The organism is Pseudoalteromonas sp. EB27, from assembly GCF_001974875.1.
In the GTDB taxonomy this organism is placed as follows: Bacteria; Pseudomonadota; Gammaproteobacteria; order Enterobacterales; family Alteromonadaceae; genus Pseudoalteromonas.
Map to the genome: position 1 here is coordinate 164586 of NZ_MTQD01000009.1, position 18777 is coordinate 183362.

At 40.7% G+C, this 18777-nt stretch carries 17 protein-coding genes; 3 read left to right on the forward strand and 14 right to left on the reverse strand.

Translation table 11 applies throughout. From position 1 onward, the window contains the following. The first annotated feature begins 171 nt into the window (after window positions 1-171). Both BW142_RS11800 and BW142_RS11805 read left to right on the forward strand, forming a co-directional pair. A complete protein-coding gene (locus BW142_RS11800) occupies window positions 172-2100 on the forward strand; it encodes a RecQ family ATP-dependent DNA helicase (RefSeq protein WP_076924961.1) in 1929 nt (642 codons plus the stop codon). 45 nt (window positions 2101-2145) lie between these two features. Continuing rightward, window positions 2146-2454 (forward strand): YkgJ family cysteine cluster protein, encoded by a 309-nt coding sequence (locus tag BW142_RS11805; RefSeq protein WP_010554993.1) that lies wholly within the window; start codon window positions 2146-2148, stop codon window positions 2452-2454. Between the two features lie 74 nt (window positions 2455-2528). Here BW142_RS11805 and BW142_RS11810 read toward each other — a convergent pair whose 3' ends face one another. The 4 genes from BW142_RS11810 to BW142_RS11825 form a co-directional block, all read right to left on the reverse strand. Further along, window positions 2529-4148, reverse strand: coding sequence for a methyl-accepting chemotaxis protein (locus tag BW142_RS11810; protein WP_076924962.1), 1620 nt, complete (start codon window positions 4146-4148; stop codon window positions 2529-2531). Window positions 4149-4384: 236 nt separating this feature from the next. After that, entirely contained in the window at window positions 4385-5002 is a 618-nt protein-coding gene (locus BW142_RS11815; protein ID WP_010554991.1) for a glutathione S-transferase, read from the reverse strand. Between the two features lie 50 nt (window positions 5003-5052). Beyond that, entirely contained in the window at window positions 5053-6081 is a 1029-nt protein-coding gene (locus BW142_RS11820) for an NADP-dependent oxidoreductase (protein WP_076924963.1), read from the reverse strand. A 181-nt stretch (window positions 6082-6262) separates the two neighbouring features. After that, window positions 6263-6751 carry a GNAT family N-acetyltransferase gene (locus BW142_RS11825; RefSeq protein ID WP_076924964.1) on the reverse strand — a complete coding sequence of 163 codons (489 nt, stop codon included), beginning with the start codon at window positions 6749-6751 and terminating at the stop codon, window positions 6263-6265. A gap of 149 nt (window positions 6752-6900) precedes the next feature. On the opposite strand from BW142_RS11825, the gene BW142_RS11830 reads away from it, so the two are divergent. Continuing rightward, window positions 6901-8106: an anhydro-N-acetylmuramic acid kinase gene (locus BW142_RS11830; protein ID WP_076924965.1), complete on the forward strand. Its 1206-nt coding sequence runs from the start codon at window positions 6901-6903 to the stop codon at window positions 8104-8106. Between the two features lie 27 nt (window positions 8107-8133). Here the strand turns inward: BW142_RS11830 and BW142_RS11835 are convergent, their stop codons facing one another. From BW142_RS11835 to BW142_RS11885, 10 genes are all read right to left on the reverse strand, one after another. Further along, window positions 8134-8619 carry a hypothetical protein gene (locus BW142_RS11835; RefSeq protein WP_076924966.1) on the reverse strand — a complete coding sequence of 162 codons (486 nt, stop codon included), beginning with the start codon at window positions 8617-8619 and terminating at the stop codon, window positions 8134-8136. A gap of 228 nt (window positions 8620-8847) precedes the next feature. Further along, window positions 8848-9075 (reverse strand): hypothetical protein, encoded by a 228-nt coding sequence (locus BW142_RS11840; RefSeq protein ID WP_076924967.1) that lies wholly within the window; start codon window positions 9073-9075, stop codon window positions 8848-8850. A 515-nt stretch (window positions 9076-9590) separates the two neighbouring features. Then, a complete protein-coding gene (locus BW142_RS11850) occupies window positions 9591-9971 on the reverse strand; it encodes a hypothetical protein (protein ID WP_076924969.1) in 381 nt (126 codons plus the stop codon). Beyond that, complete coding sequence (locus tag BW142_RS11855; protein ID WP_076924970.1) at window positions 9952-11007, reverse strand: type IV toxin-antitoxin system AbiEi family antitoxin; 1056 nt, start codon at window positions 11005-11007, stop codon at window positions 9952-9954. The genes BW142_RS11850 and BW142_RS11855 overlap by 20 nt, the downstream gene beginning before the upstream one ends. 229 nt (window positions 11008-11236) lie before the next feature. Then, entirely contained in the window at window positions 11237-12328 is a 1092-nt protein-coding gene (locus BW142_RS11860) for a porin (RefSeq protein ID WP_076924971.1), read from the reverse strand. A gap of 1 nt (window position 12329) precedes the next feature. Next, window positions 12330-12917: a DUF4956 domain-containing protein gene (locus BW142_RS11865; RefSeq protein ID WP_076924972.1), complete on the reverse strand. Its 588-nt coding sequence runs from the start codon at window positions 12915-12917 to the stop codon at window positions 12330-12332. A 1-nt stretch (window position 12918) separates the two neighbouring features. After that, a complete protein-coding gene (locus tag BW142_RS11870) occupies window positions 12919-13833 on the reverse strand; it encodes a polyphosphate polymerase domain-containing protein (RefSeq protein WP_076924973.1) in 915 nt (304 codons plus the stop codon). Window positions 13834-13910: 77 nt separating this feature from the next. Continuing rightward, entirely contained in the window at window positions 13911-16469 is a 2559-nt protein-coding gene (locus BW142_RS11875; RefSeq protein ID WP_076924974.1) for a CotH kinase family protein, read from the reverse strand. A gap of 222 nt (window positions 16470-16691) precedes the next feature. Next, the gene (locus BW142_RS11880; protein ID WP_076924975.1) at window positions 16692-17819 is read right to left on the reverse strand and encodes a zinc-binding dehydrogenase; all 1128 of its coding nucleotides are present in this window, start codon (window positions 17817-17819) and stop codon (window positions 16692-16694) included. Window positions 17820-17926: 107 nt separating this feature from the next. Next, the gene (locus BW142_RS11885; protein WP_076924976.1) at window positions 17927-18604 is read right to left on the reverse strand and encodes a glutathione S-transferase family protein; all 678 of its coding nucleotides are present in this window, start codon (window positions 18602-18604) and stop codon (window positions 17927-17929) included. Between the last annotated feature and the right edge of the window lie 173 nt (window positions 18605-18777).

Below are 18777 nucleotides of genomic sequence, written 5' to 3' on the forward strand. Positions count from 1 at the left end.
AAATTATTTTGGCAACAAGTAGTTACTACTCATTTTATGGGTGTCTAGTTTGCGCCTAAATAAAACCGATGTCAGCAAAAAATGCTGAATAAAGGCATATAAGTTATACTCACTTTCTTATCGTTTAGCTGTGCAGTTAAATTGCTGTTAAAAACCCCGAAAAGGACATTTATGACCACGCCATTAATTCAATCACTTGAGCAGCACTTTGGTTTTAGCCAGTTTAGAACAGGGCAACAACAAACTATAGAGCAGCTTTTAAATGGTCAATCGTCGTTGGCTATATTTCCGACCGGCTCGGGTAAATCGTTGTGCTATCAATTAACTGCGTTGCATTTACCAAATTTAACCTTAGTGGTTTCGCCTTTGCTTGCATTGATGAAAGATCAAATTAGCTTTTTAAATAGCAAAGGTATTTATGCTGCCAGCCTTGATTCGAGCCAAGATCAAATGCAAAGCAGCACCGTAATGAATGATGTGCGAAACGGTAAAATTAAAGTATTAATGGTGTCGGTTGAGCGTTTTAAAAACGAGCGTTTTAGAGAGTTTATAAGCCAAGTGGCGCTTTCGATGTTAGTGGTCGACGAAGCGCACTGTATATCTGAATGGGGCCATAACTTTAGACCCGACTACCTTAAACTGCCGCGTTACCGCGAAGAGCTTAATATTCCTTTAGTGTTGTTACTTACTGCAACGGCCACTAAAAAAGTAAAACGCGATATGGCAGAGCGATTTGCTATATCGCCTGAGCGCATTGTGCAAACGGGCTTTTACCGAGAAAACTTAGATTTAAGTGTGTTGAGCGTTAAAACCGCCGATAAAAACACCGAGCTTGCTAACATTGTACGCGCGCAAAGTGGCCCTGGTATTGTGTATGTAACGCTACAGCAAAGCGCTGAGCAAGTCGCTAATGTGCTAAGTGCGCAAGGTGTGCATGCTGTTGCTTATCATGCGGGGCTTGAAGATACGCTACGCTGGCAAATTCAAGATGACTTTATGGCGGGTAAAATTAACGTCGTAGTGGCAACCATTGCCTTTGGTATGGGCGTTGATAAATCGGATATTCGCTTTGTTATACATTACGATTTACCAAAATCGATTGAAAACTACAGCCAAGAAATTGGCCGAGCAGGGCGCGATGGTAATCCATCAAACTGTTTCACGCTTGCTAACCTAGACGGCCTAAATACGGTTGAAAACTTTGTATACGGCGACACCCCTGAGCTTAGCGGTATTGAATACGTAATTAACGATATTCGTCAAAGCCACCAGCAATGGGAAATGCAAGAATATAGCTTATCGAGCGAAAGTAATATTAGGCAACTTGCTCTTAAAACCTTACTAGTACAACTAGAAATACAAGGCGCAATAACGCCGCAATATGCTTACTACGCCGATTTTAAATATAAATTTTTGGTTGATAAAAACGAGCTACTTGGCCATTTTGATGAGCAACGCCAAGCGTTTTTAACACAAATATTTAGCCACACCGATTTTAAAAAAATATGGGGCACGCTAAATTTTGACTCCCTGACGCAAGCTGCGCAGGTTGATCGAAAACGTGTAGTGGCTGCTCTTGATTACCTAGCCGAAAAAAACCTAATAACGCTCGAAACCAAACGTATTACTCAAGTATACAAAGTGCATGCAGAGGTTATAAATAACCCAGAACTTGCCCAGCAACTTCATGATTACTTTACCGATAAAGAACAAGCCGAAATTAAACGTATTGCTGCATTGGTTCGCTTTTTTGAGCTACAAAGTTGCTTAAGCTATAACTTAGCGCGCTATTTTGACGATCAAAATGCGCCAGCGCAATGCGGGCATTGCAGTGTATGCAGAGGGCATGCGGTTAAGCTTGAATACTCTATAGAGCCTGCATATATTGACGAGCAACTTATTTATCAAAAGGTGGATGAGTTTTTAGCGCATATGGCAGGCAAAGGTAATCACAATGTGGGTATTGAAACCCAATGCCGCTTTTTAGCGGGGATGAGTGTGCCGTTATTTGCGCGTAATAAAGTGCGCCAACTGAGTGGTTTTGCGCTGTGCGAGCAGATGCGTTACAGCGATATAAAAGCAAAACTACTAGCGCGTTAAATTAGTTACTGTATCCTAGTGGCTTATTCAAAAAAGTAAGCCACTATGCCTCATATTGTTATTCCCGTTGAAAATATTTCTACTACCCCAGAGCCAGTTACCTGTGCTAACTGCCAAGCCTGTTGTTGCCAATTAGAAGTGCGCATAGTAACCGACACCGGCGTGCCTTTTAACTATATAGAATACGATAAATGGGGCAGCGAAGTAATGAAACGCGCTGACGACGGTTGGTGCCAAGCACTCGACCGCAATACGCTTATGTGCTCTATTTACGAAAACCGCCCATTAGTATGTCGCGAGTTTGAAATGGCGTCGGGTGAGTGCATTACCGAGCGTGATTTAGCGGGTATATAGTCCGCTATTATTAAAGTACATAAACAACAAAGGGGCTTAAAGCCCCTTTTTAATTACTGTAAAACGCTAAACAATTAAACTTTAAAGTAACTAATATACTTTTTAAGTGTGTTTGAAAGGTCAGCTAATGCAACTGCTTCTTGCGCGTTACTGTTAAGCGACATGCTGGTTTCTTTTGACATACTGGCAATTTCTTCTACGCCGGTACTAATTTGCGCCACGGTGGCTACTTGGTTTGATGTTGATTCAACAATTTCAAGCACGTTACTTAATGAGTCGTTGGCTTGTTGCTGTATTTGATGCAGTAGCTCGTTTGCTTCGTGAGTAAGTGTTAAGCCATTTTCTACTTGCGGTACTGTGGTTTCCATAGCAGTTACCGACGCTTGCGTGTTTTCTTGTACTTGCAAAATCATCTTTTCGATATCGCCTGTTGCATCACCAGTACGCTGGGCAAGTTGCCTTACTTCGTCAGCAACAACAGCAAAACCTCGGCCTGTTTCGCCTGCTCTAGCGGCTTCTATTGCCGCATTTAGTGCAAGTAAGTTTGTTTGATCGGAAATACTGCGGATCACACTTAAAATATCGCCAATGTGTTTTACATGTTCTTGCAACACGTTTACTTGAGTAACTGTGGCTTTTACGGTCACTGAAATTTGCTCAATTTCGGCGGCAACTTTTTGTACTGCAACACTACCTTGCTGTGACAACTGCGCCGTTATTTTTGAGTTATCTTCTGTTTGCCTAACTGAATCGGCTACAGCATGAATACTGCGGCTCATTTCTTCTAGGCTGCTTACTGCTGAGTTTGTATAAGTAACTTGTGCGTCAGCGGCACTAAGTGCTTGCTGCGAGCCAGACGCTACGCTTGCAGAGTGGGTAGAAAGCTCTTCAGATGAGTTAATAATGCTATCTACAATGGTTTTTAATTTAGATTGCATCACCCCTACAGAAGCCATCATGCTATTTGGGCAACACGACTGTACATCGCCTCTTAAGTCGCCTTGGGCAATAAGGGCAATTACTTCGGCGGCTTCTTGTGGCTCGCCGCCTACTGAGTTTCTGATCAGTTGGCTAATAACATACGCAACGCTTGCACCTATTAAAACTGCAAGCGCGGTGAGCGAAATCATCCAAATTTCAAATGAACTGGCAATATCGAGAGTATCAATAGTGGTGGCTTGATTTGCTTGTTCTTGCAGGTTTATAAATTGATTTATAACATTTAGCCACTCGGTAAACGCAGGGCGCGCATCGGTTAATAAAATGCGCTCAGCTTCGTTTAGGTTTCCTGCGTTTTTAGCGTTTATTACACCTTGAATAAAAGGCTGAGTGCGCTGCTCTATTTGATTTATTTTATTAATTAAAGCGCGTTCTTCGCTATTCATATTACCTATTAGCTCGGCCATAGAGCGGCTTGAGGTTTGGTAAAATGCGTTTAGCTCTTTTATGCTATTTAACACGGTGCTTAAACTGCTTTGATCGGTAATTAGCACTACATCGCGCACGGCTATTGCTCTGTCGTGTACGCTGCCTCTAAAGTTAATTGCGTAACGTTGCTTTACCGAATTTACGTCGGTCATGTGGGTAATATTATTATTAATGAGGCTAACGCGCGAAATTCCAATAATGGTTAAAATAAGCATCATTGATAAAATTACGCCAAAACCGGTCGTTAAACGCATGTTTATGGTCATGGTTGATCCCAAGTGTGAGTCAATACGCGCAAGAGCAGCTTGTATTATTAGTGATTATTCTAAAATAATAGCAGCATTATGCCTTATTAATTAAAGTTTTATTAGCAATAAGGGATTGTTTGTTAATTTAGTTTACAAGCGTAACTTTGGTGGGGTTATTTTGCAGGCATATTTACAGGCATAAAAAAGGGGCTAAATGCCCCTTAGTGTTATATAAAAATATTATATAAAAGTAGTTAGTCGTACTTTGCTTCTAGTTCATTAGCTGTATGAAACTTCTCATGGCTTTGTAATTGCTCGTCGTATTTAACGAGGTTTTTAAAGTGCGCTAATTGACCTGAGTTTTTAACAATTTCAACAATAAACGACATCATAAAGTCAGCACCCGTTAGGGTATCGCCCACTAAATAACGTTTACCTTCAAGGCGGTCGTTAAAGTAGCTAATTACTTTAGCTGTTTCGGCGTCGGCATAGCCTTCTAAAAACTGTGTTTTAGCGCCGTCTTTAAGTACAAACATTTTAAGTAAAAGCGGTAAAATTGCTGAGCTTTCTGCAAAGTGCAGCCACTGTTGGTAGTCAACGTATTCAGCGGTATCTACTTTTGGAGCAAATTTACCGTTACCGTATTTAGTAATAAGGTAATCGGTAATAGCGCCTGATTCAGCAATAATTAGGCCGCCGTCTTCAATTACTGGTGACTTACCAAGTTGATGAATATGCTTTAATTCGTCAGGGGCTAAGAAAGTGTCTTTATTGCGCTGGTAAGCGACGATTTCGTAGTCAACATTTAGCTCTTCTAAAAGCCAAATTACACGTTTAGAACGGGATTTATTTAAATGGTGTAGTTTGATCATGTCAGTCCTTTTGTGGCTTGTAAGGGCTTAGCCTTACAAGCCGTTTAAAATTAAAGTGGGTTATTAATTTTAACCACAGTTTTACCAAAGTTTTTACCGCATATCATATCGTTGAACGCGCCTACTGTATTTTCGATGCCTTCTACCATGTGCTCACGGTATTGAATTTTTCCGTCTTTTAGCCATTTTTGCATGTCTTGTGCAAACTCGTCGTAACGGTCGCCGTAATCATCAAAAATGATAAAGCCTTGCATTTTAATACGCTTAGTAAGCAATTGACCCATTAGCATACCTAAACGGTCAGGGCCTTCTGGTAAGCTAGTTGCGTTATATTGCGATACTAAACCACACAATGGTACGCGTGCTGCGGTATTTAATAGTGGTAGTACGGCGTCGAATACTTTTCCGCCCACATTTTCGTAGTAAACATCTATGCCTTTGTCGCAGGCTTTTTCTAGTTGCTCTTCAAAGTCATCGGCTTTGTGATCAATACACGCATCAAACCCTAGTTTTTCAACGGCATGTGCACATTTTTCACTGCCACCAGCAACACCCACTACTTTACAGCCTTTAATTTTAGCTATTTGACCAACCGTTGCGCCTACTGGGCCTGTTGCAGCTGCAACAACTACGGTTTCGCCTTCTTTAGGCTGGCCAATATCAAGTAAACCCATGTAGGCTGTAAAGCCTGGCATACCCATGATACCTAACGCGTACGAAGGATTTTCAGGCTCTTTACCTAATTGCATTAAGCCTTCGCCATCGGTAATGGCGTAGTCTTGCCAACCTGTGTAGGCAAGTACCCATTCACCGATCCTAAACTTATCGTTTTTAGACTCTTCTACTTGGCACACTGTTGCGCCAACCATTACATCACCAATATTAACAGGATCTGCGTACGACTTAGCATCGCTCATACGACCACGCATGTATGGGTCTAGTGATAAGTAAATAGTGCGTAGTAAAACTTCGCCGTCTTTTAATGCAGGAAGCTCTACCGTTTTTAATTTAAAGTTTTCATCTGTTGGAGCGCCATTAGGGCGTGATTCAAGAGTAAGTTGGCGACTAGTCGTAGACATATAAGATCTCCTATTAATATAAATAAACTACTTACCGAATGTTTACGCTTTTAAAATCGTGTTCAGCTAAACAATAATGCGCGGCTAAGCAGTATGAATATGTACAATGCGTACCTTAATAAAGGAGTTTTGGGCGGGTGGTTGATAATTCAACCTTTACAAAGTATTTATTCTAAACGATTTATTTAAGTTTGCTAAATATATGATTATTGTAAAAATCACCGCTTTTATAAATAGCCTGTTTAAGCACAGCTTCTTGTTCAAAGCCGTTTTTAGTAAGTGCTTTCATAGAGCCGGTATTACCAGCAAACACTGCACCAAAAACTCTGTTTAAGTGTGAGCTTGCAAACGCTTCATTGCATATAAGTTCAATAGCGCGAGTAATTATGCCTTGCCCCCAATAGGCTTTATTAAGCCAATAACCAATTTCGCCACTGTGGCTGTATTCAAATTCGCCGGGAGTTATACCAATACAGCCCGCAAATTGCCCATTTACAACAATGGCCTTAACCATTCCATTTTTAGAACCTTGGTTTATCCACCAATCAGCATCGGCTTGCGTATACGGAAACGGAATTTTTGACGATAGAAAACGCGTAACCTGTTCATCATTTAAGGTGCTAATAATAAAAGGCGCGTCTTGGACTTTAAACTCTCTGAGGGTGATCATATTTTTTCATAAATTTTTAGTATGCATACTAACTTAACAATCATTTAAACGTTAAACAATCAGAACCTAAATTAAACTCTTTACGGCTATTACTTTGTTTTAAAGTCCTCTAATATAAGCAAAATATGATACCTGTTTAAGATACCTTTATGCACCCACACATAGCCGCCCTTTATAATAGTGCCCAAAAGCCAAGCCGTTTAATTATTGGTTTAATGAGTGGTACCTCGTTAGATGGGCTCGATGTAGCGCTTTGCAAAGTAACGGGCGCGGGCTTAAATACACACATTGAGGTTTTAAATTTTACCACCGTTGACTACAACGACGATTATAAAACTAAAATAAAGCAGGTATTTGCTAAGCGGGAATGCGATTTAGAGCTTGTTACCTTGCTGCATCCGTGGGTAGGTAAACTCCATGGCGATATAGTTAATCAGTGCTTACATACTTGGCAGGTAAACCCGGCAAGTATTGATGTAATAGCGAGCCATGGGCAAACCATTTACCACTGCCCGCAGTCGCAGCATAACCACAAAAGCTTTACTAATGGCACCTTACAAATTGGCGACAGTGACCAGATAGCCGTTACTACGGGTATTACTACCATTGGTGATTTTAGGCAAAAACATATAGCGGCAGGGGGCGAAGGCGCACCACTGGCTGTGTATGGCGATTATTTGTATTTTTCGAGCGCTGCTGAGAGTCGTGTTTTGCTAAACATGGGCGGCATAGCAAACTTAACGTTTTTACCAAAAAATGGCGATGCAAACGGTGTGTTTAGTAGCGATATTGGCCCCGGTAATACCATTATGGATGCCTACGTACAGCAACATTTTACAGCGCTACATTATGACGATGGTGCTAAAATAGCAAAAGCAGGCAAGGTAAATACGCCATTATTAAATGCATTATGTAATAACGCATTTTTTGCACTCCCAATGCCTAAAACCACAGGGCCGGAGGTATTTAACTTAGCGTATTTAACCGCCGCGCAGCAGCTTACAAATACTCACCATTTAAGCCATGAAGATGTGATGGCCACCTTAAATACCTTTACTGCAACCGTAATAGCAAACGCATTAAACGAGTGTGTAGAGCGCACACAAAATTGTGTGGTGTATGCAAGTGGTGGCGGTATTCATAACCCGTTACTAATGGCGCAACTTACAGCGCTTTGCCCACGTATTGAGGCTTTTAAAAATACCGATGATTTAGGCATAAATCCCGACGCAAAAGAGGCCGTACTATTTGCCATTTTAGCTAACGAATGCCTAGCCGGAGAGCTGCAACACCTAAGTAATACTGAACAAGGTATTGCGGGAGTTACTATGGGTAAAGTGAGTTTTGCAGATTAAGGTTTTATAAGTTCGTATATCAACACATTAAAAAAACGAAAATAAACTTGAGCTCATATTACGAAAGTATTTTTTAACGCCATGTGGCTTAGTTTGGCTTTTAAGTGCTTGCTGATTTTTATAACCTGCTTCAAACGCATTTACTTGCATATCGAACTGTAAACTATTTTTTAAAGTGGCATTTAAGCCATGCAGCATCAATTGCATTACTAAGCAGTGGCTTTGAGTAATTTTACTTAATGTTAAATACACATAACCACGCTCTAAGTCGGCGTTAGTGAGTGCTTTTTCAGTAAAGTATTGCGCATCACGGGCACTGGGATACGTTGCGCTCAGCGAAATAATATCGTTTTCGTGGGCGTCGTCAGGCAATACGCATTGCAGCGTTATTTCATGCATAGCACTGGCTTGCAAGGTTAACTGCTCGTATTCCATTGTGTGGCCCATAGCCGCAGAGAGAGGATCTTCAAACGATTGTAACGCAAATGTGAGTTGCGTCATTGGTGTGCTCATTTACTTCAACTTCTAGATTATAAAAAATACAGTTCGAGTTTAAATTATCATCTATTTTGATTGCAGTTTTATGACAAATTGCACTTAATCGGATAATCGCTGTATTTTGATCAAAAAAGATCGCTATAAGCAAAGCTGTTTTAGTAACTTATGAGGAATAAGAGAATTGCATCTGGCGGTTTCAATAGCGATTACTTTATATATAAAACAAAGGAGCTATTGAAACAGTTAAGCAGTATTTAGTTGCTCAGAAATAATACTTAAAAGCTCTTCAGCATCACTATATTCAATTTGAACTGCTCTGCTTATATCTAGTACTAAATTGTCTACTTTGGACTCAACATTGAACAATTTTTCATTAATGAATGAAAGAACTTCTACGTTAGCGATGCTGCAAGCATCAGTGGCTAGTTTCATTGTGCTCGCTTTATGTTCATCATAGTTTTGCGCGTCCATAAAGTCATCCTCATAAAGTGAGTCTGCGATATCAGGTATTTTTGAGTAATGCCTAGGTCGTGTTGATCTTTGTGGATTGAAATTTGTTCAATCTAGGGACGATTAAATCGCGGCGCGAGGTTTGTAACCTAGTGGGCTAAGTAAAAACCGAGCAACAAAGAGTTGATCGTCCCTAGAAAGAACCCAAAGGGCAGCGCATGTTTGGTATTTATGCGGCGTTATCGCCTATTCGTGGGGAATAACCACACTACATAGGCTCTGCCTTGCCTAAAAACCAAACATACTGCTGCAAATTCACCCACGAAAGGTCAACACGCCCTAGTGAGATAAAAAATATCCATTGCGTCTTTACGTCTAACGCTATGCTCCCTTTCTAGCCATGAAATTAACTTCAACAATAGCATCCCAGCAGGCGATGCAACTTTAATATTAAGATTGGGGTTATTGGCAATTTTTACGTCTAGGGCATGTTTAAATGCTTCGTTAAAGCCTATTACTGACATTCCAATATCATGCTATGGCGGCCAAGTAATAGAGTTACCATCAACAGCAATATTTCCAAATGGAATAATATCAATCTCCCAGCTCTCACCGTTAGGAACGGTAGTTACTAGCTGGTGTACTTTTGTTTGATCTGGTGTAAAACCATTTTTTAGCAGATGCTCCTTTAACTGTTCAAACTGATCCCAGTTTTGGACTTGTATACCAAAATCAATATCTCTTGTACCTCGCTCAATTGCAGCACCGTAGCCATGGTGGAGTATAATGTCTCTGGCGGGAGCACCTATGACTAGGTAAGGGATCCCTAATGCTTCAGTATGGGCGTTTATTTTTTGATAAAGGCCAACTAACCCTCGTGGTAATTTACCAACGACATTAAGCGATGTGCTTTTCATAAAACCTCGTTGCAGCATCTATGTTTCTTGCGTCTCTACTAGCTAATAAATTGGCATAAATTAAATACGGGTGTACTAAATGAGTCTTTGACCCAATAAGTTTTTCTATAGCTAAAAATGGCTCCACTAAAATTACTTTTGTTACTGCATCGTTTATATTATCTTCTGCTTTTACTTTTCGTAATCGTGCAGTTTTTAAAATGACTTTTTTATGTTCAGGGCTTACGTAAATTAGATAATTTTTTGCATTTAAATAATCATCATATTGTTGAGCAGCATATTCGCCTCCCCATATGGCATTTACATTATTTAGTTCAAGTTTTTGTAGTAGCTCCGTGTTATCAGTAGTGAAGATTTCTTGTTTTAATTTAGCTTCAACAGTTACAGGATAAGCGTCTAACCACTTCTCTAGTAAAGCTTTTGAATTGTTGATTGTTTTAGTGTGTTGGTCTTTTTGAACTATAAACTCTTGATATATTAAATCGTCAATTACTTGTTTAACCGTTCCCAGTGCAACCTCGGCCACCTTTGCAATTGTGCGCATGGGTTTATTTACCAGCTCCGGTTGCACTAAAAACATAAATACTACTTTCATACCCTTGGGTTGAAATGCCTTACCTAATTGTTTGACTAAGGCTATTTCATTGTGGGCTTTTTCGGGCTTATTTCCCTGAATATCAATATAAATTGGGGGGCAATTAATATACGTGTTACCAACTCGGTCTATAAAGGATGTATTTTGCTCCTTTAATAGAGTTGCTTGATTAGGGTTGATGTACTCAGTAATTAATAGGGCATTGGTTATCTGATTTTTTATTTTTAATTCAGCAATATACTTTTGTAAGGTGGTTGTATTTAGGTGCTTTTTGCATTTAATAATTAAATTGCTTGTAACATTAGGCAAAGCGAGTTCGCCCTCAGTACACTCTTTTTTAAAAGTTTTATACTCTGCGCCTAAACTCGTTTGCAAGTTTAGTTTTTCAATAGCTGCCTGTATTATCCCGTGGTCCATTATTTGTTCACTAATTTTGGCCATTCATTTTTATTGAACAGCCATCATTAATGAACGAGGAGTGTGGCAAGCTCACAAGCTTAAATTGCCTTACTGCAATTAGTATTTTGTAAGCTAGTGGGATAAGTACCAGCCTAATAAGTTACCTTTAGAGAGTTTATAACAGCTCAATTATAAAGCCCCTGTGTTAAACGTAACGTTTAACACAGGGGCTTTATAATTTTAGGCTAACCGACTAAACACGCAAAGCGCATTAAAACGAGTATTGCAGCCTTAATGAGATTGCGTTGCCCGATGTGATAGTGCCGCCCGCTTCAAAGTAATCGGCTTTAATGTAGTCGGCCATAAACTTTATGTTTTTGTTTACGGTGTAGTTAACGCCAAGAGCGTAGGTTTTTGCGTCTTGGTTTTCTTGCTTGAGTTTAAGTAGGCTATAGCGACCAGTGAGCTCCCAGCCTGGCTCTGAGCTTGCGCCTAGTTTTGCGTTTTTATACTTACGATACCCGCCCGATAGCTGATAACCAAATTGCAAATAGCCGCCTTCGTAATCGTTAGATGACTCTTCAATACTAGTTACTTGTGCTTGTTGCCACTCGGCCATCATGGTCAATCTGTCTTTAAGCCATAACAGCTCTATACCTTGCTGCGAGAGGCTATCGGCATTAATTTTATCGCCTTCTATTAATGAGTCGGCGGTATAAACTTCAAGAGGTTCATTTACTCTAAATTCGTTGCCGTCGTACTGCCTCTCACTAAATGCAAGGCCTAGGTGTAATAGGTTGGTATCTTGCTGCCATGGCACCCAAGCTACGCGCCCTGTAATAGCAGACGTTGCTTCGTCTTCATCGGGCTTGTAATAACCTAGTTGCCAATTTACTGAGGCTATGTCTCCCGATAGGCTAATACCTAAACTACGCCCTGGCGAAAACGCTTCGCTTATCATGCTTCGTTCGAGCATTAATAAATTACGAGAGCTGGTTAGTTTTTCTAGGCCAAAGCCTTCTTTTTGTTGGCCTATGGTTAAATCGGCATATTTCCAGCCAGAGTATTCTAAGTAGGCGTCTTTTATTTCGGTTTCGCCATCGGCAAAGCCAAGTTGAAATTTACTTTTCCAATCTTTGCTGATGTCTGATTTAAAACTTAGACGTGCGCGGCGTATTTCAGAGGTACTTTCTGAATCGTTGCTTTCGTATTGCCCCTCTAATAATGAGGTATCAAACTTGTTGTAGTCGAGCATAATATAGCCGCTTAGGTCTATATCGTCGTTAATTTTGGCAAAGCTTGCGTTACTTACAAAGCAAAGTGCTGAAAGTGCCGCATAAGTAATCGTTTGTTTAGAGGTCATGTTAGGCTGCCTTTGTTTGTTTTTCGGCTAAGTAACTTACTTTTAGTTGCGCTACGTCTCTTAAAAAGTCGATGTGTTCTATATCTACGGCAACTACGTTTAGCCCTGTGCGCTGTTTTAAATCATGGATAAGTGTGGCTTGGTTTTGTGGGGTTATGTTTTCTATGCGCTCGTAGCAAACGCTTTGTACTTCGTAGCGTTTTACAAATATGCTTGAGTCAATCAAAAAGGCAATTAAGCAAATAATGCCATTAAGAATACTTAGCTCAATTAAGCTCATTTGCCCTACAGAGGTGAGTAAAGCAATGGCAGTAACGAGAAATAAGTAAGTCATTTCTTTAATCGAAATAGACTCAGTGCGGTACCTGAGCATGGTAAATACGGCAAATAGGCCAAATGCAAACTCCATTGACATATCAACGCCGTGCAGCAAAAAGGTAATAATAAAAACGCCTACGCCAAATAAAATAAACGAGCCTGCCACCACTGCATTTTTACTTATGCGAAAGTAACAGCCATAGCAAAGTACAGCCAGCGATAGAATGTTAACTAAAAAGCGGGAAAGAAAAATAAGATCTAATTTGGTCATTTTAATTATTCTCTAAAGGTAATAGTGGGTTAGTGCGGTTAAGGTGTTTTAAGCGGGCTAAAACAGGTTTAAAGCGGTTTACTTTTAAGCGCTCGGGGTAGAGCAAAGCACAGCCAATGCAGTATTTACTAAACGAGGCAGGGAATACGTGGTGTTTGCTCATAAGCTTATAAAATGGCGAGTGTTTTGTTTTTTTACTTTGCTTAAGCTCGGCAATAAAAAAGCCCGGTAGTGTTATTTTGTTATCGCCTTTTGGGGTGTTGTACCACAGGTTAAAATCAAGCGTTAAGCGCTCGGCTTTTTCTTCGTTGGCTAGGGCTATGCGGTTATAGCCGCTTTGCTGGGTTACGTTTAAATGTGCAAAGCTGTTTTTCATTTGTTCTTTCATAAACGCAGTACAATGGGCTTGCTCGTTGTTTTTTTCGAGCTTGATGCGTGTTTTAACAGTGCGGCTTTGGTTGTTTTTTAGTTTTACTTCTAGGTATTCGGTGGCGGTATCAACGTAGCGCCTTTGGCGCACTTTGTAGCGATTAAGCTTACCGTTATGGTGGGCTTTATATAAATCAAGCTCGGGCGTATCAAAGTACTGATTATAATAAGAAAACAAACGCTTACCTTGTATATCAAGTACGCGGTACTGCCCTTGTAAGTGAGTTAGTAACTCAGGTAAAAAAGACAGTGGCAGCATAAATTTGCTATCTACACGGTTCATTAAATTAGCGTTATTAAGATCGTTTAATCCGTAGCCTTCAAATGGGGTGAGTAACTCGTTAATTAATGTTGATAATGAGCCTTCAGCATTTGGCTTTTCAGGTTGGGCCTGCTTATTTTTAGTGTTTATTGCAGCCAATGCTACAGGTGCAATTGAAGTATCCTTTTCAAAAAGTTCATCCTTAAAACGTGCTTGAATTGTCATAATTTTCTCAGATTATTAAATTGCAAAGTAATAGAGTGCAGTGCCAGCGTGCTGACACCGCATCAAGGATGGGTTGTTTATCTAGCGCAAAAGCCGCTGCCATCGCCCGCTGAGGGCAATGTGCCATCAAGTTGCGCGGCCATATTTGCTACGCGATACTGCATAAACGACGTTAAGCCGTAAAACTGCCCCGTTGTAGAGGTAAGGTTTTGCTCAAAGTAGGTTGAGCCATAAAAGCTAGTTGGGTCGTTTTCTACGTGCTCACGAATTAGGTCGGCTATTTCATTTACGCGTGCGTTAAATGTGTCGCTTGAAAGTGAGCCATTAATAAGTTGCGTTAAGTAACTGTGGTACACATCAAGGTTGCTTTGCTCGGAAAATACATTAGCAATTAATGGGCGCTCGCTTAATGCGCCGCTTACTGGCTCATCAATGTAGAGCTCTCTTACATCTACGCTATTACAATTCATGTTAAAGGTGCCAAATGATTCGTTAAAGTCCCATGGCAAAATGCTAAATACGCCATCGTCGTCGTAAATATAATAGTTATGTGCAAGCGGGCCGTGGTAGCTATCTAAATTAGACAGTGAAGTACTTACCGACATATAACGTAAAAGTGTGTCTACTTCTATGGCGCTGGTTTCGCCTTTATCGAGCGATTCTACAAAGTTGATAAATGCGCCGTTATCGGTGGTGTCTTCGTTGGTTTGTAGGTTTATATCGGTGTAGCTTTGTATATCGTCACCTAGCCATAATAAATCGCTGCCTGTGCCATCTGGCTTGTATAAATCGCCGTTACTGTTGGCAAAGTGTTTTTCTACAAACTCGCCATCTATTGCTTCTACCATTAAGTACAAACCAAATAGCTCGCCATTTACATAAAAGTTAACGTAAGCATGCTCAGGCGTTGGCACGCCCATTTCATCCATTAGCTCGTAGGCGATTACTTCACGCATGTACGACGGGTCGTTAAACGAGTTTTGTAATGTGAATTTTTTTAGCCCAAAAAACTTTTGACCCGACACATACTCGTTAATATCGAACTTAAAGCTGTAGCGGTCGCTGCTAGAGTTGGCAACACTGCTTAAGCTTGAGCCGCCTTTAGTGCGAATAGCAACGCTATCAAGTGTTACACCATTAAAGGTAATAGCGGTTTCGTGGTATTCCTCCTCAAGAGGGTTATCTAGGATGTCTTGCCAGTTTTCGTCAGTAATTGTAATAGAAAGTGTATTAACAGCCGTGGGTGTAAATGCGGTTGCTGCTGTATTATCACTACTTGGGGTAGGTGTTAAAAATGCATGAGTAAAGTTGGTACTACTACTTAGGCCGTAACTAAAGCCTGTGGCTACATCGCTTTCATCCCAGTCAATGTAGTCAATTACTTCATCGTTGAGTATTAAGCTTAGCTCGTCTTCTTTGCCTAGTTTAAAGGGGACGTAGTAAGTACCTGGGTCTTCATCGGTGGCATAAATAGTTATGTATTCACCCGCGTATAAATCTATGTTGGGCAGGGTTACGGGGTCTATATCGTCGCTTTCATCAATAACTTGGTAGTTAGCTAAGTTAATAGTATTTGCGCTGTTATTGTATAGCTCAAACCAGTCGTTGCCATCGTCTGCGGCGCTTGCCACTATTTCGTTAATAACGAGTGGTCCGTGGGTTGCTTGGCTGTTTGAGCTAAGCTCTGTTGGAGTGAGTACCGCAGTTGCATCGCTGCCATCTGGGTAGCGACCATAGCTGTAACCACTCAGCGCTTGGCCTTTATTCCACGATAACTGCTCTATAATTACATTGTTACTGTAAAGGCTTACGGTATCGCTTGAGCCTAATTTAAACGCTACGCTTGGCAGATCGCCTAAATCATCGGTGCTTGCGTAAATACGGTAAAACTCACCCGGCGATAACGTAATATCGGGTAGAGCAAATTGCTCGTTATTGTCATCACTTAGTGTGTAGTCTGCTAAATAAACATCGCTACTGCTTGTTACATAAAGCTCTATCCAGTCCTCGCCGCCGCTACTATCTTTTGCTAATACTTCGTTTATACGAAGTGGTGCATCTTCAGCAATTAAGGTTGTAACAAGTGAAGAGGTATCTGCTGTTTGATTAGCTGCGCCCTCTGTGGGTGTTAATGTTTGCGCGGTGCCGGTGCCATCGGTGTATAAGCCGTAACTAAAACCTTCAGCGGCTTCGCCTTCTTCCCAATCAAGTACAGAGATAGCAGTGCCGTCCTCGTATAACGTAACCGCATCGTCGCTCCCTAGTTTAAAGGTGACGTAATAACCGTTATCGGGCGGTGTATCGGTTTCATCAATGGCTTGAATAACAATAAACTCACCTTGCGAAAGCGCTACTGCGGGTAAAGCTTGAGGCTCTCTGTCGGCGTTATCATCAACAAGTGAAAATACCGATAAGTCGGCAATATCTTCAGTGGCGTATAGCTCAATCCAATCGTAGGTTGTATCGCTTGGGCTTGCGACAATTTCGTTAATAACTAGGCCAGTTGACGTGATTGCTGTTGATGAGTCAGTACTTTGCTCTGTGCTGGTGTCGGTAGTTTGCTCAGTACCGCCACAGCCATACAAAAATGTAGTAGAGGCAATAACTGAATAAAATATAAAAGGTTTTATATTCATGTATGCACGCTTATTATTTTATTAAAGTGGATAAACTATAAGAATAAAAGGTGCAAACAATGTGTAAAAATTCAGTAAATTACATTTTTATGATGGTTTTGTGACGAGCTTTAAGGACGCGTTAACTGCAAGGTTCACAATAATAGCGTGCGTGTATTTAAACGTAAAAAAGCAGATACCTAATTAGCATCTGCTTTTTAATTTTTAACGAAGAATATTTAATTAAGCTTGAGGTTTAATTAAGTACTTCTCGCCTGTAGCTTGTTTAGAATAAGCGGCAATTGATTGTAAATGTAATACCTCAGCTAATGACACTTCGTGCGTGTAGTTGCTCGCAAAAGTAGTGGTGATTTCATTAGCAACGCGTTTGCGCATTTTCATTACTGTATCTGTGCCTAATTTACCTAAAGCATTAAATAACAAGAACCCGTTTACAGCCCAAGCAAAGCCAAAGTTACGATTAAGTGTAATAGGGCCTCGATCTAGCGCGCCATAAATATACACTTGTTTAAATGTATCAGAGCCATAAATCGTGTGCTCTTTCATATCGCGCGCAGCTGCAACTTCCATGCAGTTAAGTATGTCACTTGTTAGCTTGCCGCCACCAATAGGATCAAACGCGATAGTTGCACCGGTTTCGATTATTGCAGCTGTTAGGTCAGCAAGAAAAGTATCGTTGCTTGAGTTAACAATATATTTTGCACCCATATCGCGCAGTAACTTTTCTTGTTCTGGTTTGCGAACTATATTAATTAAATCAATGCCATCGGCAATACAAATACGGTTTAGCATTTGGCCAAGGTTAGAGGCCGCTGCGGCATGAATAATAGCTTTATGGCCTTCAGCGCGCATGGTTTCCACCATTGCTAGTGCGGTAAGTGGGTTAACAAAAGATGATGCACCTTCTTTAGCGGTAGTCCCTTCTTTTAACTCTAGGCAACTTTGTACATTGGCACATATAAATTGACGATACGTACCGCCACCAATAACAGCCACTGTTTTGCCCATTAATGCTTGTGCGGCTGGCGATGAGCCTGCTGCCACTACGGTGCCCGCGCCTTCATTACCTACGGGTGTTGCTTTACCTACACGGGTTTTAAGTGATGGCATAAATTGAGCTGGAACATCTGCAGTAATTACTGGGTCTTCATCAGTACCCGATTGCTTTGCAGTAGACATATCAGCTGCGCTGAATAAAACGCCTAAGTCTGATGGGTTTAATGGTGCAGCTTCAATGCGAATAACCACTTCATCGGCATTTGGCTCTGGCATCTCGATGTTTTTTAAGGCAAGTGTAAGTTTATTGTCTTCGCTGATAGTTGAAGTAAGTTGGATATTTTTATCTGTCATAAGTGTCTCCTGCAAAGAATTAAATTTGTTAAGCCAATCACATTATTGTATTGGCGATACGGTGTTAGTAATTAAAATTTAGAGTAGATTGCTTTTATAGCTACGCGTTATTTAGCGTTTGCTGCTTGAATTTGCGCTTTCACTTTTTGCATAAATTCAGCCATATTCGCTTGGCGATCGGCCTCTATGCTTTGGGCAATGGCTAATTGGCTCATTGATTCGTTCCACTTTTTCATGCCGGGAACTTGTGCTAATACATCCCAATCAAGCTGGCTTGAGCCAAAGGCGCTAACTATGGTGTTTACGTAATAAACGTAAATGTCTGCCATTGTAAATTGCTCGCCTGCAATCCACGGCGAAAACTTACACACGCTACTTAAAGCGGTTACGCCACGCGTTAATACTTGGCGTACTTCGGCTTTAGTTGTTTCAGGTACTTCAGCGCCTGAAAATACATAAGGGATGAACCGTCTGCTTGGCAGTTCAAAATAAAGCTCTGCCATTTTCATAATTTGACGTACAACTGCGCGCTCACCTGCATCTTCAGAATATAGCGGGGTTTGTGGGTACGACTCTTCTATAAAGTCGCAAATAACACTCGACTCTGAAATATTAAGCCCGTTAGCTGTTGTGATTGCAGGCACTTTGCCTGCAGGGCTGATTGCTAGTAACTCTTCACTACCGCCGTAAACAAGGTGTTCTTTAAATGGCAGTTGTTTGTGTAAAAGTACATGTTTAACTAGGTTGTAATAGTTGCTAGCAGCAAAACCGTGCAAAGTAATCATAAGTCAGCTTTCCATCATTAACGTGAAGATACTCATTGCCAAAAAATGCAATTTAAGTCCCTGTCTTTAGGTTGAGTACATTATTACTTGTTTTAATTTGCTTATATATAGGGGAAAATGCGAATCACTTTTGTCTTTAAGACAATAAAGCATTTTATTTAATGGAGAGGCAA

What these genes read in the sequence shown, in the direction of transcription:
- BW142_RS11815 (WP_010554991.1), bottom strand. Translation starts at nt 5,002, where the DNA reads ATGATCAAACTACACCATTTAAATAAATCCCGTTCTAAACGTGTAATT.
- BW142_RS11885 (WP_076924976.1), bottom strand. Translation starts at nt 18,604, where the DNA reads ATGATTACTTTGCACGGTTTTGCTGCTAGCAACTATTACAACCTAGTT.
- BW142_RS11820 (WP_076924963.1), bottom strand. Translation starts at nt 6,081, where the DNA reads ATGTCTACGACTAGTCGCCAACTTACTCTTGAATCACGCCCTAATGGC.
- BW142_RS11810 (WP_076924962.1), bottom strand. Translation starts at nt 4,148, where the DNA reads ATGACCATAAACATGCGTTTAACGACCGGTTTTGGCGTAATTTTATCA.
- BW142_RS11850 (WP_076924969.1), bottom strand. Translation starts at nt 9,971, where the DNA reads ATGAAAAGCACATCGCTTAATGTCGTTGGTAAATTACCACGAGGGTTA.
- BW142_RS11875 (WP_076924974.1), bottom strand. Translation starts at nt 16,469, where the DNA reads ATGAATATAAAACCTTTTATATTTTATTCAGTTATTGCCTCTACTACA.
- BW142_RS11870 (WP_076924973.1), bottom strand. Translation starts at nt 13,833, where the DNA reads ATGACAATTCAAGCACGTTTTAAGGATGAACTTTTTGAAAAGGATACT.
- BW142_RS11825 (WP_076924964.1), bottom strand. Translation starts at nt 6,751, where the DNA reads ATGATCACCCTCAGAGAGTTTAAAGTCCAAGACGCGCCTTTTATTATT.
- BW142_RS11855 (WP_076924970.1), bottom strand. Translation starts at nt 11,007, where the DNA reads ATGGCCAAAATTAGTGAACAAATAATGGACCACGGGATAATACAGGCA.
- BW142_RS11800 (WP_076924961.1), top strand. Translation starts at nt 172, where the DNA reads ATGACCACGCCATTAATTCAATCACTTGAGCAGCACTTTGGTTTTAGC.
- BW142_RS11880 (WP_076924975.1), bottom strand. Translation starts at nt 17,819, where the DNA reads ATGACAGATAAAAATATCCAACTTACTTCAACTATCAGCGAAGACAAT.
- BW142_RS11865 (WP_076924972.1), bottom strand. Translation starts at nt 12,917, where the DNA reads ATGACCAAATTAGATCTTATTTTTCTTTCCCGCTTTTTAGTTAACATT.
- BW142_RS11805 (WP_010554993.1), top strand. Translation starts at nt 2,146, where the DNA reads ATGCCTCATATTGTTATTCCCGTTGAAAATATTTCTACTACCCCAGAG.
- BW142_RS11840 (WP_076924967.1), bottom strand. Translation starts at nt 9,075, where the DNA reads ATGGACGCGCAAAACTATGATGAACATAAAGCGAGCACAATGAAACTA.
- BW142_RS11860 (WP_076924971.1), bottom strand. Translation starts at nt 12,328, where the DNA reads ATGACCTCTAAACAAACGATTACTTATGCGGCACTTTCAGCACTTTGC.
- BW142_RS11830 (WP_076924965.1), top strand. Translation starts at nt 6,901, where the DNA reads ATGCACCCACACATAGCCGCCCTTTATAATAGTGCCCAAAAGCCAAGC.
- BW142_RS11835 (WP_076924966.1), bottom strand. Translation starts at nt 8,619, where the DNA reads ATGAGCACACCAATGACGCAACTCACATTTGCGTTACAATCGTTTGAA.